Origin of the sequence: Rhodococcus shunpengi (genome assembly GCF_048381395.1) — a bacterium.
Classification (GTDB): Bacteria; Actinomycetota; Actinomycetes; order Mycobacteriales; family Mycobacteriaceae; genus Rhodococcus.
Genome location: NZ_JBLWIU010000025.1, coordinates 181540 through 196668 on the forward strand (window position 1 = coordinate 181540; position 15129 = coordinate 196668).

16 protein-coding genes and 1 pseudogene are annotated in these 15129 nt (G+C 65.9%); 11 read left to right on the plus strand and 6 right to left on the minus strand.

Going from position 1 to position 15129, the window contains the following annotated elements; translation table 11 throughout:
- Positions 1–133 precede the first annotated feature (133 nt).
- Positions 134–475, minus strand: a complete 342-nt coding sequence (locus ACNJ7K_RS15650) for a hypothetical protein (protein WP_487041892.1) — start codon at positions 473–475, stop codon at positions 134–136.
- Between the two features lie 45 nt (positions 476–520).
- Between ACNJ7K_RS15650 and ACNJ7K_RS15655 the strand changes: the two are divergent.
- Positions 521–673 (plus strand): annotated as a pseudogene (locus ACNJ7K_RS15655) (cold-shock protein); the annotation flags it as partial.
- 135 nt (positions 674–808) lie between these two features.
- Here ACNJ7K_RS15655 and ACNJ7K_RS15660 read toward each other — a convergent pair.
- Positions 809–1621 (minus strand): hypothetical protein, encoded by an 813-nt coding sequence (locus ACNJ7K_RS15660; protein ID WP_487041899.1) that lies wholly within the window; start codon positions 1619–1621, stop codon positions 809–811.
- 173 nt (positions 1622–1794) lie between these two features.
- On the opposite strand from ACNJ7K_RS15660, the gene ACNJ7K_RS15665 reads away from it, so the two are divergent.
- The gene (locus ACNJ7K_RS15665) at positions 1795–2439 is read left to right on the plus strand and encodes a DUF1109 domain-containing protein (protein WP_241386882.1); all 645 of its coding nucleotides are present in this window, start codon (positions 1795–1797) and stop codon (positions 2437–2439) included.
- Between the two features lie 109 nt (positions 2440–2548).
- On the opposite strand, the gene ACNJ7K_RS15670 is transcribed toward ACNJ7K_RS15665, so the two are convergent.
- Entirely contained in the window at positions 2549–3157 is a 609-nt protein-coding gene (locus tag ACNJ7K_RS15670; RefSeq protein ID WP_487041893.1) for a DUF1109 domain-containing protein, read from the minus strand.
- 52 nt (positions 3158–3209) lie between these two features.
- On the opposite strand from ACNJ7K_RS15670, the gene ACNJ7K_RS15675 reads away from it, so the two are divergent.
- Both ACNJ7K_RS15675 and ACNJ7K_RS15680 read left to right on the plus strand, forming a co-directional pair.
- Entirely contained in the window at positions 3210–3824 is a 615-nt protein-coding gene (locus ACNJ7K_RS15675) for a hypothetical protein (RefSeq protein ID WP_241386884.1), read from the plus strand.
- A gap of 91 nt (positions 3825–3915) precedes the next feature.
- Entirely contained in the window at positions 3916–4917 is a 1002-nt protein-coding gene (locus tag ACNJ7K_RS15680) for a hypothetical protein (RefSeq protein ID WP_241386885.1), read from the plus strand.
- 37 nt (positions 4918–4954) lie between these two features.
- On the opposite strand, the gene ACNJ7K_RS15685 is transcribed toward ACNJ7K_RS15680, so the two are convergent.
- Positions 4955–6286 (minus strand): hypothetical protein, encoded by a 1332-nt coding sequence (locus ACNJ7K_RS15685; RefSeq protein WP_487041894.1) that lies wholly within the window; start codon positions 6284–6286, stop codon positions 4955–4957.
- Positions 6287–6329: 43 nt separating this feature from the next.
- On the opposite strand from ACNJ7K_RS15685, the gene ACNJ7K_RS15690 reads away from it, so the two are divergent.
- From ACNJ7K_RS15690 to ACNJ7K_RS15700, 3 genes are all read left to right on the plus strand, one after another.
- Positions 6330–6590 (plus strand): hypothetical protein, encoded by a 261-nt coding sequence (locus ACNJ7K_RS15690; RefSeq protein WP_241386887.1) that lies wholly within the window; start codon positions 6330–6332, stop codon positions 6588–6590.
- Between the two features lie 715 nt (positions 6591–7305).
- Complete coding sequence (locus tag ACNJ7K_RS15695) at positions 7306–8298, plus strand: hypothetical protein (protein WP_241386888.1); 993 nt, start codon at positions 7306–7308, stop codon at positions 8296–8298.
- A 169-nt stretch (positions 8299–8467) separates the two neighbouring features.
- Positions 8468–9754, plus strand: coding sequence for a hypothetical protein (locus ACNJ7K_RS15700; protein ID WP_487041895.1), 1287 nt, complete (start codon positions 8468–8470; stop codon positions 9752–9754).
- 143 nt (positions 9755–9897) lie between these two features.
- Here the strand turns inward: ACNJ7K_RS15700 and ACNJ7K_RS15705 are convergent, their stop codons facing one another.
- On the minus strand, positions 9898–10629 hold the full coding sequence (locus tag ACNJ7K_RS15705; protein ID WP_241386890.1) for a cold-shock protein: 732 nt from the start codon (positions 10627–10629) through the stop codon (positions 9898–9900).
- 397 nt (positions 10630–11026) lie between these two features.
- Positions 11027–12439, minus strand: a complete 1413-nt coding sequence (locus tag ACNJ7K_RS15710) for a hypothetical protein (RefSeq protein ID WP_241386891.1) — start codon at positions 12437–12439, stop codon at positions 11027–11029.
- Positions 12440–12927: 488 nt separating this feature from the next.
- Between ACNJ7K_RS15710 and ACNJ7K_RS15715 the strand changes: the two genes are divergently transcribed.
- From ACNJ7K_RS15715 to ACNJ7K_RS15730, 4 genes are all read left to right on the plus strand, one after another.
- Positions 12928–13305, plus strand: coding sequence for a hypothetical protein (locus ACNJ7K_RS15715; protein ID WP_241386892.1), 378 nt, complete (start codon positions 12928–12930; stop codon positions 13303–13305).
- Positions 13306–13370: 65 nt separating this feature from the next.
- On the plus strand, positions 13371–14003 hold the full coding sequence (locus ACNJ7K_RS15720) for a hypothetical protein (RefSeq protein WP_487041896.1): 633 nt from the start codon (positions 13371–13373) through the stop codon (positions 14001–14003).
- Positions 14000–14245: a hypothetical protein gene (locus ACNJ7K_RS15725; protein ID WP_487041897.1), complete on the plus strand. Its 246-nt coding sequence runs from the start codon at positions 14000–14002 to the stop codon at positions 14243–14245. The genes ACNJ7K_RS15720 and ACNJ7K_RS15725 overlap by 4 nt, the downstream gene beginning before the upstream one ends.
- Before the next feature lie 70 nt (positions 14246–14315).
- Positions 14316–15119: an IS5-like element ISRhosp9 family transposase gene (locus ACNJ7K_RS15730; RefSeq protein WP_263510442.1), complete on the plus strand. Its 804-nt coding sequence runs from the start codon at positions 14316–14318 to the stop codon at positions 15117–15119.
- Positions 15120–15129 lie beyond the last annotated feature (10 nt).

A 15129-nucleotide genomic window follows, 5' to 3' on the forward strand; every position in this document is an offset into this window, starting at 1 on the left:
AGTTCGCCGTGGAACAACGGCAGGTAGTGGCGGGCGAACCCGACTTCGGCGCCACAGGTCAGGGCAGGTGACCCACCCCCCGGGTGTCTCGAAGTGGTCGAGAGGTGCACCGCGGGTTGTAGCGGCTCAGCGCCTACGGGATGGGACGTTCGCCTTTGTCGATCCGCTGTTTGCGCAGGAAGTACTCGTCTTCCGAGATCTCCGCTAGAGCGGGCACGACAGGGCCGGCCCGCCCGCCGTCGATGGTGTGGGGGCAGTAGCCGACGGCAAAGCTTGCAGGCTCATTCTCGAGACCGACCCAGTCCACCAGGATGTGCTGGATCGCAGGACTGGTGATCCGGCCCGGATGGCCGTGGAACAGCATCGGAGGCCCCGTCTCGGGGTTGAGGATGTCGCGGTCGGTGTCGGGGCCGCGATAGGCCACCGGCACACCCTGGCGTACGCGCGTCGTCGCGATCGCCTCGTCCTCTCCCATGTCGTCAGTATCTCCTCCGACAACCATGTACTGCATCATCGGGAGATGACTTCCCGAGGCGTCGTCCGATTCTGGAACAGTGAGGACGGGTGGGGCGTCATCGACTGCGAACAGACCCCCGGGGGTTGCTGGGCGCACTTCAGCGAGGTCGAGGTCGAAGGCTTCAGAAAACTCACCCCTGGCCAACAAGTCGCCTTCGAGTGGCAGAAAACGAGCAGTCTGGTAGAGGGCTTCGCGTTGTGGCGGTGCGCGTGCACCCGGTCGAGGGCGAGTGACGATCGTCGCCTCACATGTGGGAAGCGGGTTCGCCCAAGCGCAGGTGACCGTCGCGGGTTACTGCCCGTACGGGCGCGGCGGGAGCGGGTTGATCTCGTCGCTGTCCCAGGTGACCTTCCGGAGCTTGCTGGTGTCGATGACCTCCAGATCGGGGTGCGCGGCCAAGGCCCGGGCGCAGTCGGTGGACGAGCCGATGTAGGTCGACATCAGGTCGATGTCGGTGGCGACGAACCATGCCCGGTCCTGCGGCCACCACAGGTTCGGACCACACCCTCCGAGAGTGCGCACCGCATCACGCACCGTGCCGTGCACCAGAAAGTTGTCCCGGTGCGGGAGGCGGACCCGCGGTCCGGGAAAGGGAAGATGCAGGGCCTGGCCGGCGCCGCCTTCCCAGAACCCGAACCAGCACTCGTCCGGGGTGCTGGTGTGCTCGACGAGAACCTCGGCAAGGGCCGCGAACTGCTCTTCCGGCATATCACCTTCGTCGGGTTCCTGGTCCCACACGAGGTCGCGGCCGTCCCCGACCCCATTGTGGATACCGGCCTGCAGCAGCGAACCCCATTCGACGGTCTGGTGGATCACCCCGCCGGTATGGGCGGCGACCTCGGCCCAGCGCACCCGAACCTGCTCCCCGCTGTCGGGGTCGATCCGGGCGGCAGGATGCAGCACCCGTGAATACAGCGTGTAGATCGGGGGCACCAGCGATCCGACGGTGTACTCGAAGCGCGGCAGCGCCTCAGCGATCCAGTCGCCGCCGGTGGTGTCGTCGAGCACGTCATCGACCCGCCACACCAGCGACTGCGAGTTCGGGTCGACATGCCGATCCACCTGCTGCCGGTCAGCAGGATTCGAGGCGCTGTGCTCACTCACGTATCCGACCCTGCCACACCGCGGTCGTGCCGGGCGCCCGTCTACGGCCGGGATTCGCTCTGGCGGAAGAGATGCAGCGGGCCGTGTTCGAGGCATATTCCCGAACGCGGATCACCCAATCGGGTCGCGTCCAGATGACATGACTCGGTGCGCTGACGTGCAAAGCTCGACTCATGAACGGCGATGACACGTCACCGGCGCCGCGGCAGCCGTTGGTGTTGCGTGATCCGATCGGCCGCCCGGCACGCCCACCGGGGCTGATCGTGGCAGGGGCGTCGGTGCTGTTGTGCACCGGAATCGTGTTCGCCCTACTGGATTGGTGGCCGGCCCACGGGCACACCGTCGATGCCTTCACCAATTCGATGGTCGTCCTGGTCTTCGGGGTGTTGTTGGTCATCGTCGGCCTGGTGTGGGCGATCAAGTCCGCATACGTGATCGGGCGGGACCGGCGGTGGTCGTGGTGGATCGCGGCCGCTCCGATCGTCGTGGTCGCCGCGACCGTAGCCGCTGCGGTGATTCCGTCACCGTCGTTCGAGTCCTCACGCAGCGACTTCGACCTCGCCGCCCGGACGGCCTTGTCCTCCCCGGATCCGGCCGTGTTCGATATACCGGTCGGGCCCTACACGATGTCCCGGATCGAACGACGCAACAACGGTGCGGTGTACTTCTACGACGCCGACCAGAGCTTCCTGACCACCTCCGGCGGCTGGATCTACTCACCGGCCGGACCTCCGCCGGACCGTTCGGGAATCGATCGGATCGAGTCGACTCACCTCGACGGCCCGTGGTACGAGTTCACGGCGGTATGGCGCGAATGAACCGGACTCGCACACGCCTGCCGGGGCCGGCACATGGTTCGTCGACATCGAAGCCGACTGTGGAAGGCGCTCGGCAGTTCCGGAAAGGGTGCTGGTGATCGATCCGGACCTATGAGCTGCGCTCGAACTCGTACCAGGGACCTCCGAGATGCTCGATCGACCCGACATGCCGCTGGCCGTCCAGGTAGCCCTCCGGTGAGTAGATCCACCCGTGAGTGGTTCCGAACGAATCGTCGGACTCGATGAAGTAGACGGCCCCACCGAGTTGTTCGACACGCGAGATGTCGAGTCCACCGACCTCCACACCACTTCTGACGCCGTCGGGTTCGGTAAGGATCTCACGCGCGATCGCCTCGAGTTGGGGCCGGGCTTCGTCGAACCCCGGGCGGGGAAACAACACCACGACAAGCAGGGCGCCCAGGACGACCACCGGCGCCGCAGCAGTCCACCAGGACCAGGATCGGGTACCTCGAAGGGAGGACCACACACGAAAAGCCCACACCAGACCGGCTACACCGAGTAGCAGAAGCGCGGGTATCGCGATGAAAATCTGGTGATCGTAATCCAGAGCGCCCCCGACCGCCGGCCACCCGTAGTACATGCCGAGCAGCACGCTCAGGGACAGGATCGTTGCGAGGAGCAGACACACCTCGACCGCGACAGTTCTCACTCCTGCACTACGAGCTGTGGGCCGGGCCTGCGCTTTCGCGTCCTTCATTGCATCACCGTACCGAGCCGGTCCGGATGTGCAGCGTAGGCATGATGGGGTAATGACGACGCTGCGGATCGTTGTTCCCGAGGACTTGATCATGGACGGGATAGTCGGCATCCCTCGCATCGGGGACCGCGTCGACTACACGCTGCAGTTCCACGAAGCACGGCCGTGGATCCATCCGGAGATGTCGAACGAGGTCGTGGCACGGGTCGAGCCGTTGAACGACGGCCGGTGTTCGGCGGACCGGGTCGACCCCGACGGCCGGATCCGTGCCGGTTCCTACTCGATGCTGCTGCACGGTGACCGCTGGTGCGCGTACTTCGTGTCGAGCCGTCTCTACGAGGGCACAGCACAGTGTGCCGGGTGGTTCGAGGCCGACTGGCCGGGAGTGCTTCCGGCCGAGGCACAGGTCACCGGCACGGTGGCCCGATGCCGGTTGATCACCCGCGTGAGCGTTCCCGATGCCGACGGCCGACACACCCAGGGATGGACCGACACGCTCGGACCCGTACCGGACGGGCACACCGGCCTTCGGCTCGGGTTGGTACCTGCCACCCCTGTTCCTGCTGATCCACGGGGATGGCACAGCCCGATGATCCCGCCCCGGGACGGTCCGTGGACCCGCGAGGCCGGCGTCCTGGTGGACCTGGACGTAGGGCTGCCCCTCTGACGAAGCTCTCGGCAGCTAGGTCCCAGGCGATCACCTCTGACACCGCGTGTCTGCCTCTGGAGGCGGCGCGGATGTCGCTTAGTGTCGAATGATGACGGCGTGGATCGAGGTACTGCGGGCACTGACCACCGGTCCTGATCTGCCTGTGCGGGGAACGATCCGCGCGGTGCACCCGGACGGGCACACCGAGCAATTCGTCTCCATCGGGCGCAAGCTTCGGGTGATGGCCGGTAATGGCCACCGTATCTGGCGTCACGGCGCACGCCTGCGCGTCGAACGCGAGGACGGCACCCCGGTCTTTGTTACCGACGGTGTGGCCGCGTGGGATTTCACCCGGGATCCGCAACGGCCGCGGGTCGGTCCGGTCGGTCAGGTGCAGTATCTGGGCACCAGTCAGTTCCTGTTGCGGCGGCGCAGCGCGGCCGAATGGTCCGGTGACGACTTCGCCCAGCCGACCGGTCCGGTCGAGGAGGTCGAGTTCGCGGGCCGACGCTGCTGGACGGTGGAGTTGGCACCGCCGCCGCACAAGCCGTATCCGATGCAGATCTGGGTGGACATCGAGACCGGGCAGATGCTGGGCGAACATATCGAGCAGGCGGGGTTGGGCGAGCAGTTCGTCGACCTCGTCGTCGGCGAACCGGTCGACGACGCCCTGTTCGGGTGGGACGGGCCGGTACTCACCGCCGAGCAGGAACAGCAGATGTACCGCGAACGCCAGTTCGCTCTCGAACGCGACCAACAACACTGGTTCACCACCGCCGTCACCGAGGTGCCGCTCCGCACGCGGGTGCCGATGGATTTCACCCCCGACCGGGTACCGTTCCATGACCCGCAGACGGGGGCGTTCGACGCGGGAAACGATCTGACGATGCTCTCGCGTCGGCCCCGCAGCGCCGAGGGGTGGGAACCGTCGTGGGGCGCACTGTTCTACGTCTGGTCGACTCCCGACTGGGACTGGGCAGCCGGGGTGATCCACGGCGACCTCAACGACGACACCATCGCCGATCTTCACCGCATGCTTCACCCCGACGAACCCGTCGACCGGCAACGCCGCATCGACAAGGGCCCACGATCCCAGCGACATCGTAGATAACCCCACGACGTGCTCCGCTCGCTCGAAAGGCCTCGAGCTATTCGGTGCATAGCCGTGCAGCAACGTCGAGTTCGACGAGTGTGCCGACCGGATCGAGCAGGTACACGCCTTTCTTGGTGGCGACCCACACCTTTTTCTGCTCGTCTTTCTGCTCGTCGATCGTCACTGCCGGCTCCGGATCGTCGATTGCCGCCGCCGCGACGACCCGGTGGGTGGCGGGATCGAGCAGCACCAACAGAAACCGCCCGTGCTCGCGGGCCGGCACCTCGTCCGAACTGTCGAACGGCCACCAGCCGGTCTTCCCGGTGCCGTCGGGACGGTGGGTGGTCATCCACAGATAGCCCCCGGCTCCACCGAACGTCAGCGGCCGACCCGGGAGAGCGGGCACAGGCGTGCTCGTCAGATCCGCACCGATCGACACCGCCACACCGCGGCGATCGTAGATGGCCATCCGGTCACCGGTGGAGCCGACACGAACAGGAAACGACAACGGCATCTGCGGTCCGTCGGTGACCGTGCCGTCGAGATCGATGCGCACCATACGATAGATCCGCGGGAATGGCGCCGCGCAATCCTCGGGCACGGCCGGCACCACCGCCACGAACCCTTCCGAGGTAGCCGCCACCCATCGTGCGGTCGGCAACTCCACCCTCAGCGGTTCGGTGCCGGGGCGCAGCACAAACACGCCCTCGCCCGCAGTGAGCAGCACCGAGCCACAGGCCGCGGCCGCTGCCATACGGTGGCCCACATCGATTCGGTGCACCTCGAGGGCGCCGGCCGCATCGAGCGTGCAGCGCAGCACCGTCTGTTCGGCGACGACCCAGCAGCCCGACCCGTCGGCAACCACCCGCCCCCGCAGCGGCGAAAAAACCGTAGTGGCGATGGAGAGGGGCAGAAGATGCTCGGTCACTACCGCGGCCCCGGCCGGGTCGTCGATCTGCAGCAGGACCGGCAGTTGCCGGTCGAGCACCCACAACACCCGGCCGCCGCTGCTGATGACACCGGGACGCACCCGCGGTCGTAGCGGGGCCGGTTCGGCGGCATCGAGGTCCAGCTCGATCAGCACCCCCAGCTGACGCTCGACAGGATGGTCGGCGTGCGCGGGGTCCGGTGGGTCGGGGCGATCGAACCAGCGCGGCGAGGCCTCGATATCGGTGTAGCGGATGTCTTCGTCCGCCACCGCTGCCCAGCCGCGGGTGTGTGGATCGTAGGTGGTCTCGCCGGTCATCAACTGCACCCGCCGCACCAACCCGCGGGCGGTGCCGCTGCCGAGCTCGGTATGGGCGAAGAACATCCCGGTGACCTCGACATGATCGATCAGCGGCCGCGGCGTTCGGCACACTGCGCTCCAGCCGTCGCCGCGCAGCATGATCGTCCACCACCACTGCCCGTCGCGGTCGACGATCGGGGCTGTGTCCGCCTGGATCGGTTGCGCCCAGGCTCGCACCGTGCAGGTCCGCGGATCGGCCGGATCCGGTGTGTACTGGTGGAACTGCAAGGCCACCGACACTGTGTTCCCCACCTTCGGGGGCACGATCGATCCGTCCTCGATCACCCACCCACTGACCACCACTGTCAACAGACGACGCAGTGGGGGAACAACCGAGGAGGTCTTCAGATCCTGGGGGCGGGAGTGTTCGTTGTCGAACGACATGACCATCTCCGTGCACTAGGCAATCCGAGAGGCGACGCTCTCGGGCACGGAGTCACCGTGGGCAAGACCCTACCCGGTGATCGGGGCTCGGTGCGCATCGTCGCGGCCACAGACAGGTCCGGGTCACGACCTGGGCATTGTGTCGGGACCCGGGTCGCACTTGCGAAGGTATTCACGCTGGTTCTACTGGTTTGCGGACGTGATCGGCGGATTCCGGTGCTCTCCGGGTGCGTGAAACGGCTTCACCTGGCAATTTGGCGTCGATGGTGCGTAAACGGCAATTTACGTTCCCGACCCCATAGAAATCTGGAGTGACAAGGGCTCTGGATGGATATGCCCGATTTATGCAGGTGTATGTTTGTCGAGATGCAGCGAAGATTAGCGAGATGAGCGGGGTAGATTAACTGGGCCGACCGCAGCTTCATAAGGCTTCTGAGCTGCGGTTTCCCGGAATGAAACCTTGACCGGCGCTCTCGTCTCACCGAGCCTCTGTCAATCTGTAGCGGCGTGTCCTGTCGATCTTCACTGCATCTCGACAACTAGCCCTGCAATCGGTCGTCAGTGCTGTTGACCCGGTCCCGCGCCGCCCGAAGTCGGCCGTAGGGAGGGACGGCACTGGTTGGGGAATCACGGCGAAGTCGGTTACTTCGAAACCGTCGGTGTGTCCAGCTTGTCCGTTCTTGCCGATACTCTCGTGTCGCCAGGGCACACCACAACGGAGTTCGGAGGTCTCGATGGTCGAACCACTCGAAATGGATATGACCAAGCCGAGGTTCGGCAAGACGGGCCGCGGCTTCGGCAGATTCGCACGAGGTAGCTCGAAGCAGCAGACCGAGCAGACCAGCGATCTCGAGGATGCCGCTGTGGACACCGCCGAGAGGCGGAGCGCGAAGAAACCCGATCCCTACGAGGAGGCGATAGTCGAGTACAACGGCGCGTTCACGTCGATGAACGACAGGGGCGTTTCTCTCCTACGCCAGCGCGAACGCTCGACTGACCTGATCGAGCTCGTCGAGCTGCTGGTGAACAGCATCGCCAACACCCCGAAGTCGTTCGAGACCGACTTCGACGAGATCGACATTCACAAAGCCCAGTTCCTGGCGGCGGAGGAGTTCGCGCAGAAGGATCTCGACGCCGCGAGGAAGTCGGCTGCCGGCGCCACTGCCGGGTTCGCCGCGGGCGCCGCGGTCGCGAGCATGGCTCCGACAGCGGCGATGTGGGTCGCCACCACCTTCGGCACCGCGTCGACCGGCACCGCGATCTCCACTCTGTCCGGGGCTGCTGCGACCAAGGCTGCTCTCGCCTGGCTCGGTGGAGGGGTTGTCGCGGCCGGCGGCGGCGGCACTGCGGCAGGTGGCGCCTTGCTCGCCCTCGCCGGCCCCATCGGCTGGACGGTCGCGGGGGCCACCCTCCTCGCGTCGATCGCTTTGTTCACCAAGAACAAGTTCGAGAACCGCGAGGCGAAGAACAAGGCGCTGACCTCGGTGAAGCAGAACACCGCGCTCATCAAGGGCATAGACGCCCAGATCGATGACCTGCTCCGACGCACCACGTCCCTTCGCGAGCTGCTCGTGCAGAGTTACCGCGAAGCGCTCAGGTGCTTCGGGACCGACTTCCTCGCGCTGTCCGCGCCCCAACAGTCCCAACTCGTCGCGCTGGTGAACAACACGAAGGCCTGCGCGGCCCTCCTGAACAAGCGCATCGCGCAGGGCGCCGGGAATGAGTGAGGCGGTCAGGCTGGGGAAGAGCAACCAGGAGCAGGCTGTCGCCGCCTGGGTGAACTATCTCAACCAGCTCCGGTTGGACAACCTGCTGAGCGCTCTCCACCGGCAGGACCGGAATCTCGAGGACGCGCTCGCCAGCGTCGGTGAGGCGATCCGGAAGATCGACCTCGAGGTGGTCGCCGCCAACCGTGGCGGGCTCAAGGGTATGCACGGCTTCATCGCCGAGGTCGCAGAGGTCGGCGTCGGCAATGCTCGCAGCCACATCCGTGGTGGGGACGCTGTCTACCAGTGGATTAATGACAACGGCCCTGTGGACCTGATGCGCAACGGCGTGGAGATCCAGCAGAAATTCGTCGCGGCCGGCGGCCGCTTCGGTCTCGGCGCGATCACCGAACACCTCGGCAAGTATCCCGACTTCGTCGCCAGCGGCGGGAAATACCAGATCCCCCGCGACCACTTCGAGGTGATCCAGAAGCTGCACGCCCTGCCACGCGAGGAAGCCGGCACACTCCTGACGCGTGGCGGCGACGGCCCGTCGTTCACGGACTGGGAGCGGATCCAGGCGTTCTTCGGCGAGGAGGGATCTGTCGGTATCGAGTCGCTCGAGCCTTCCCACCTGAAATACTCCGAGGTTCAGAAGGGCGCCTATGGGGCGACTTTGGAGACGGAGGCGGATTCCCTCCGCTCCACCGACCAGTCCCTGCGCGATGCCGCCTACCAGGAAGGTCGGCCGACCCTGGCGGAGGGCGCGAAGGCCACGTTTGCGGCCGCCGCCATTGAGAGCGGGACCGCCTTGGTGCTGGCCGTGGTCGACAAACGCCGTGCGGGCAAGCAGCTCAGAGAGTTCACTGTCGAGGACTGGACCGACATCGCCGGCGAAGCGAATCTCGGTGCCGCCAAGGGCGGTGTCCGAGGGGCCAGCATCTACATGCTCACGAACGTCACCGCCACCCCCGCGGCCGTCGCCAGCTCGATCGTCACCGCGGCCTTCGGCGTCGCCGAGCAGGCGAACAAGCTCCGTCGCGGCGAGATCGACGAGCTGGAATTCATCGAGAACGCGGAGCTCGTCTGCCTGGATACCGCCGTCAGCGCCCTGTCCTCCTTCGTCGGGCAGGCTCTCATCCCGGTGCCGGTACTGGGTGCCGTGATCGGCAATACCGTCGGCATCATCATGTACAAGGCCGTCTCGTCTTCCCTCTCCAAGCGGGAGGCGTCGCTGATCGTGCAGTACCTCGACGAACAGCAGGCGATGGACGAGCAACTCGCCGCCCAATACCAAGAGCTCATCGACAAGCTCGATGCGAGCATGTCCGACTACCTGGAGGTGCTCGAACGGGCCTTCTCCCCTGACGTGGAGGTTGTCCTCCTCGGATCCGTCGAGCTCGCACTCGAGCTCGGGGTGGCTTCGGACGAGGTCTTGGATTCCGAGGAGAAAGTCCTCGCCTACTTCCTCGACTAACGCTGTGGTCGTCCGTTCTCCGAGCACAGTGCGATAGTCGCGGGCAGCCCTCGCGCTCGGTCTCGTCCACATGAGGCGCCGTCATTGGAACTGTCGGGGCCGTTCCGAGCCTGACAACCTGAAGACCCTGCTATGAGATGCGGTCAGCCGGACTGCTGCTCGATTCGGGTGGCTCGATAGTGGTAGCCGTCCTGATCGGTGACCTGTTCCCAATCGAGGACCACGGTGGCTCCGACCGCTACGGTACGAAAACCCTCGCCGACGATGGTGCTGTAATGCGCCCAGCATCCGCCCGGGGTCTGGTCGGAATCGATCACTCCCCAGCCCTGTTCGTCGTTCCACTCCCGGACTGTGCCGACACTGTGGCCGGTCACCCGAGGCGGGACCGGTACGGGTGCGGAGGGTTCGCCTACGAAGTGCTCTTCCTCGATGCGGCCGTCGGGATGGACCGACCATGCGCGCGCCCCGAATCCGGTAGGGCGACGGAAGGGTTGTTGCCCGGCCGGCCATGCCCGCACACACTCGAACTCGAATTCGACACCCGCTGCCGGGTTCTCGGGGCGGATCCATTCGAACTCCACCTCGTGGCCCGGTGTGAGAGCGGGAAACCCGTCCACCGCAACGGCCGCGAAGTCGACATGGCATCCACCGGGAACCTCATCGCCGTCGATCACACCCTGCATGTGCTCGAGGTCCCAGCTGCGGACCACACCTCGACTCGGCATCGCGCCGTGATCTCCCGTCCCGGTCTCGGCGACACCGTCGCCGGGGCCGACAGCATCGGGGCCGGATACGGCACCGACGGTCCATATCCCCACGGCCGCGACCGCAGTGAGCACCACCGCGGCAGTGGCGGCCCGTACCGCTGTGCGCACCCACGTCTCCTTTCGCCGCGGTGATCCCCGCATCCTGACACTGGCGACAACTGCGGTGCGGAAAGCCCGGGTGTGCACCACCGGACTTCCCGCCGGCCACACACATCGGGGAGGAATGCGCGGACCGAGCGGCCCCACCGCTCCGAGGAGGGAGAAAAAACGGGGACCGCCGACAAACACATATGGACTTTCGCCTCTAGCGTTACATTTCGACCACACGCTCAAGTGAGGGTGGTGTTTACCCGTATCGTGGGTGCCTGGTGGCGCGACACCGGCAGTGCGTCGCTCATCAATGGCGCTGTCGGACATTCAAGACACGAGCTGGCCATGGAGAATCCGCAGCAAGAAACCTACGGCCGGGTGAGCAACCCGCAACGGTTCGCCCCACTCATCTCAGTTACCGGAGGCGGGAGCGGTCGAGGAGTTCGGCGACATCGAGAAGCTCCGGCGGGTTCATGTGCTGGCGCGGCAAGGCATGCACCCCCGCAGCAGTGACCCACACGGTGCCGGCTCCGTCGATGGTGACGTCCGGGCGGGGACTGCGGATCGGGGTGCTCGAGATCGGCTCCCAGGTGACCGGATCGAGGCGGGTGAACAGCCAGTATTGATGGTGATCGGCGGGATACACGGCCGGTCCCGGCAGTGGCCACCACCGCCCACGGCCGGAACCGTCCGGGGGATGGCCGACGATCCAGAGCAGGTCTTCGATCTGTCCGCCGCCGAGGACATGATCAGGCAATGAGTTCGGCTGGGCGAGAGTGAGATCGTCGAGTATCCGGTATGCAGCGGTGCCGTCGACGATCGTCGGTGGAAGACCGGTCAGAAACGGCCGATAGGACATCACCGCGGTCTCCAGCGGCGGACCGACGGTCACGATGCCGTGCAGATCGACCTGGACCAGGCGCGCCGCTCCGAGCGCGCCGGTGCTCGGATCACGCCGGCGAAACAGCAGGACAAACCCGTCCGCGCAGGTCGTCATCGATTCGAGGTCGCCCCACTGCTCGGCAGGGTGCCTCACCAGGTCCTGTCCCGGGCGAGCGAGGATCAGCTCGGCGGTGCCGCGGTCCGGCACCGCCACGGCGAGCAGGGTCTGGGCATGGGCTGCGCCGTCTCGAATCGGTGTGTCAGTAATCGCCTCGACGGTGCCACCCCGGGTGCAGTGGAAGATTCCGTCCCAGCCGCCCACCCAGCAGCCGTCGGCGTGCGCCCACACCGAACGGGTGCGATCAGCCGGCGGAGTATCGAAGATCTGCCCGGGCACGATGTACTCGCGCACGCGCCGGCCGGCGTCGAGATGCACCACCACGGGCAGTTCACGGTCGGCGATCCACAGATCGCAGTCGTGCGCGGATATCGCGGCGGGGATCACGCTCGGCCGCAGCGGCGGTGGCGGCACATCGGTCAAGTCGAGATCCACCAACACACCCACCTCGTGAATGCGTTCGACCAGCGGGTCGGGGCCGCTGAGCCGGGCAACATGGGCGAACGATCGCGGGGACGTGGTGACCTGCCGATAGCGACGGGTGCCAGCCACCGGCCGGAACGGCGAGTGCGGCTGATCGACCTCACGCCGGTACCGATCGGATGCGACGTGAATACGCCTGACCCGTCCGCGGATCCGCCCGGTAGTGGCGTACGACAGATCACCGATCAGCCGGCCGGTGACCTCGACCTGACCGAGCACCGGACGGCGGGTGTACCAGGTGGCCGTCCACCCCACACCGCGCAGCAGCACGGTCCAGTCCCACCACTGTCGTCCGTCCCCGGGCCGCTGCAACGCGGGCTTTCCCGAATGCAGGGGCTCGGCCACAGCGCCAAGCCTGACAATCGACGGATCCGCCGGATCGGCAGGCATCTCCTCGAACAACAACGGAAACACCGCGACGGCACCGACTTCCGGGGGCGGTGTCTCCCCGTCTTCGATCGACACAGCAGTCACCAACACCGGCAGCTGAGTCTGCGGACGCCACACCTGGTCAGGCTCTGTCACCCTGCCAGCGTGCCCGACACGCTGCCGCCGCGCACGATCGGCGATGCGGTCGACCGAGTCGCGCATTTGCACGAGTACTGTTGACACACCCGGGATCTGTCGATGTGCAGCAGCGTGTCCGGCCAGTCTTCGCTGCATCTCCACAGGAGGTTCCAGGATTCGTGTCAGTTTCCAAGATTCATGTCACTCGGGTGGGCCCTGTAAAGGTGCCCCGGACCAGCGAGGTTGAAGACAGGGTACGTCCAAGATCGCGGTCGACCTCAACAGAAGCGTCCTGATCGAAGCCGACAGCCGGAAGAATCCACATCATGAGCGTTCCCGATGCCGCCGAACTCGACCGACTCTTCTCATTGTGGAAGGACGCCCTGTGGAAAACACAAGGCATCACAGCCAGCGAGGCCGAGAACAACCGGAAGCTCTACCGGTACAGGATCACGAGCATCGACCAGCTCGACGCGAACTCGCTGGAAGTCCACGTCGAGTTCGCGCCGAACGCGGTCTACGGCATCGAGCACCTTCCCGGATCCAAGGCCAGCATCGTGATACCTCCGGTGACACGCGGTGAGATCAACGCACCACCGGAGATGGCTCACTTGTTGACCGAATTCATCGCTTCCGGTGGGATCCGACCCGGTAACTTCATCGGGACGGATGCGGACGGCGCTCCCCGCGTCCTGTGGAATTGACACCAGGACATGCCCGGTGAGCGTTGCCGGAACGACCGGCTTCTGGGAGCGTCGACGAGGTGGCGATGACACAGGAGATCACTACGGAGAGTCTGCGTGTGCTTATCCCGGCAGACCTGATTCTCGACGGCATGGTGGAGTTCCCGCAGGTCGGTGACCATGTGGAGTATGCCTTGACCTTCGTCGAGCACGAGCCGGGGATTCCTCCCGAGATGCGCAACGACCTCACCGCCCGAGTGGAGGTGCGCGGTGACGGACGACTGTCCCGGGAATGGGTCGATCCGGCCGGACGGACGCATCCGGGAACCTATTCACTACTGCTGCACGGCCGGGGCTGGGGCTGGGGTGCAGCTCTGCACTCGAGCACGCTGTATCACGGCACCGTGCAGGTGACCGGCTCGTTGTCGGCCGACTTCCCGGCGCTGGTGCCGGAACAGGCCCGCGTGCGCGCCGCGGTGACCGGTCGCCGGCTGGTCAGTCATACGAGCTGGCCGGATGCGAACGGCCACTGCAGCGGGGGCGGGATCCATACCTTCGGGCCTGTCCGGGAGGGGCAGAACGGCTTCGCGACGGGCACGGTGCCCGAGTCGCCGATCATCGAGAGCTCGGGGAGTTGCATCAATCTGATTCCGCCACCGGAGGGGCCATGGACCCAGGAAGTCGGTGTTCTCGTCGAACTTCGGATAATCGCCGGGTGAGCTTCGAACTGTGCAACGATGCATCGGCCGCCGATTGGCTCGTCGAGCAGAGACTTCCGTGGTACCGATTGGCAGGCCGCGGCCCAGTCGGATATCCGAGCTATGCGCGGGTGAGGTTCATCCCCGACCCGAGCTTTCCTGGACAGAAGACGAGTGACGTCGATTTCGATCAGAACGCATTGAGGTTTTCTCACCAGGAGTTCGCTGACGGCGGCCGGGGACATTCGGGCGGTGTGGCGTGAGATGAGGACGTGGGGTCCTACCTGGTAGAGATCGTTTCGACCAAGAAGCAATCCCGAAGCAGGACCCCACGTGATTTCCTATCGTGCCACGCTCGACGTGCCCGAGCGCACCCTGGCCTTCGTCGCCAGTGCCCTGGCCGCGCATCGCACCCGAGTCGACCGCCGACCATGGCAGCGGGCCGCAACCGTCTACGTCCAGGCGGTAATGGTGCTCCGCTGGTTCCGCGACGGCACCGACGTCGCCGCCCTGGCGCGCGATGCCCGAATCTCGCCGGCAACCGCCTACCGATACCTACACGAAGGCATCGACGTGATCGCCGCCCACGCCCCTGACCTGCACGAGGTCCTCGCCCATGGGAGTGCATCCGGGTGGGAACACGTCGGACTCGACGGCACCTTGATCGCCGCGACCCGATGCCGGGAGCGCTCCGAAGCCGGACACGACTTGTGGTACTCGGGCAAACACCGCCGACACGGCGGCAACATCCAGGTCCTGACCGACCCGACCGGCTACCCGGTCTGGGTCTCCGACGTCGAACCCGGCTCGGTTCACGACATCACCGCTGCTCGACTCGGCGGAGTCCTCGGCGCCCTCTATGAGGCCGCCACCGGCGGGATGCCCACCCTTGCCGACAAGGGTTACACCGGTGCCGGGATCGGTGTCCACACGCCGACCAAGGGCCGCGACCTCGATGCCGGCACTCGATGCCGCAACACACTTCTGTCCGCGATGCGCGCTCCGGCGGAACGTGCGAATGCCCTGCTGAAGACCCGCTGGAAGGCCTTACAACGAATCAGTCTGTGTCCGTGGAGGATCGGCACGATAACCGCTGCCGCCCTCGTGCTTCTTCACCTACAAGCCCCCGCCTGGTGAGAAAACCTCA

Coding starts and splice junctions, on each gene's coding strand:
- ACNJ7K_RS15695 (WP_241386888.1), top strand. CDS start 7,306: ATGGTCGAACCACTCGAAATGGATATGACCAAGCCGAGGTTCGGCAAG.
- ACNJ7K_RS15670 (WP_487041893.1), bottom strand. CDS start 3,157: ATGAAGGACGCGAAAGCGCAGGCCCGGCCCACAGCTCGTAGTGCAGGA.
- ACNJ7K_RS15720 (WP_487041896.1), top strand. CDS start 13,371: ATGACACAGGAGATCACTACGGAGAGTCTGCGTGTGCTTATCCCGGCA.
- ACNJ7K_RS15650 (WP_487041892.1), bottom strand. CDS start 475: ATGGGAGAGGACGAGGCGATCGCGACGACGCGCGTACGCCAGGGTGTG.
- ACNJ7K_RS15675 (WP_241386884.1), top strand. CDS start 3,210: ATGACGACGCTGCGGATCGTTGTTCCCGAGGACTTGATCATGGACGGG.
- ACNJ7K_RS15680 (WP_241386885.1), top strand. CDS start 3,916: ATGACGGCGTGGATCGAGGTACTGCGGGCACTGACCACCGGTCCTGAT.
- ACNJ7K_RS15685 (WP_487041894.1), bottom strand. CDS start 6,286: ATGCTGCGCGGCGACGGCTGGAGCGCAGTGTGCCGAACGCCGCGGCCG.
- ACNJ7K_RS15665 (WP_241386882.1), top strand. CDS start 1,795: ATGAACGGCGATGACACGTCACCGGCGCCGCGGCAGCCGTTGGTGTTG.
- ACNJ7K_RS15715 (WP_241386892.1), top strand. CDS start 12,928: ATGAGCGTTCCCGATGCCGCCGAACTCGACCGACTCTTCTCATTGTGG.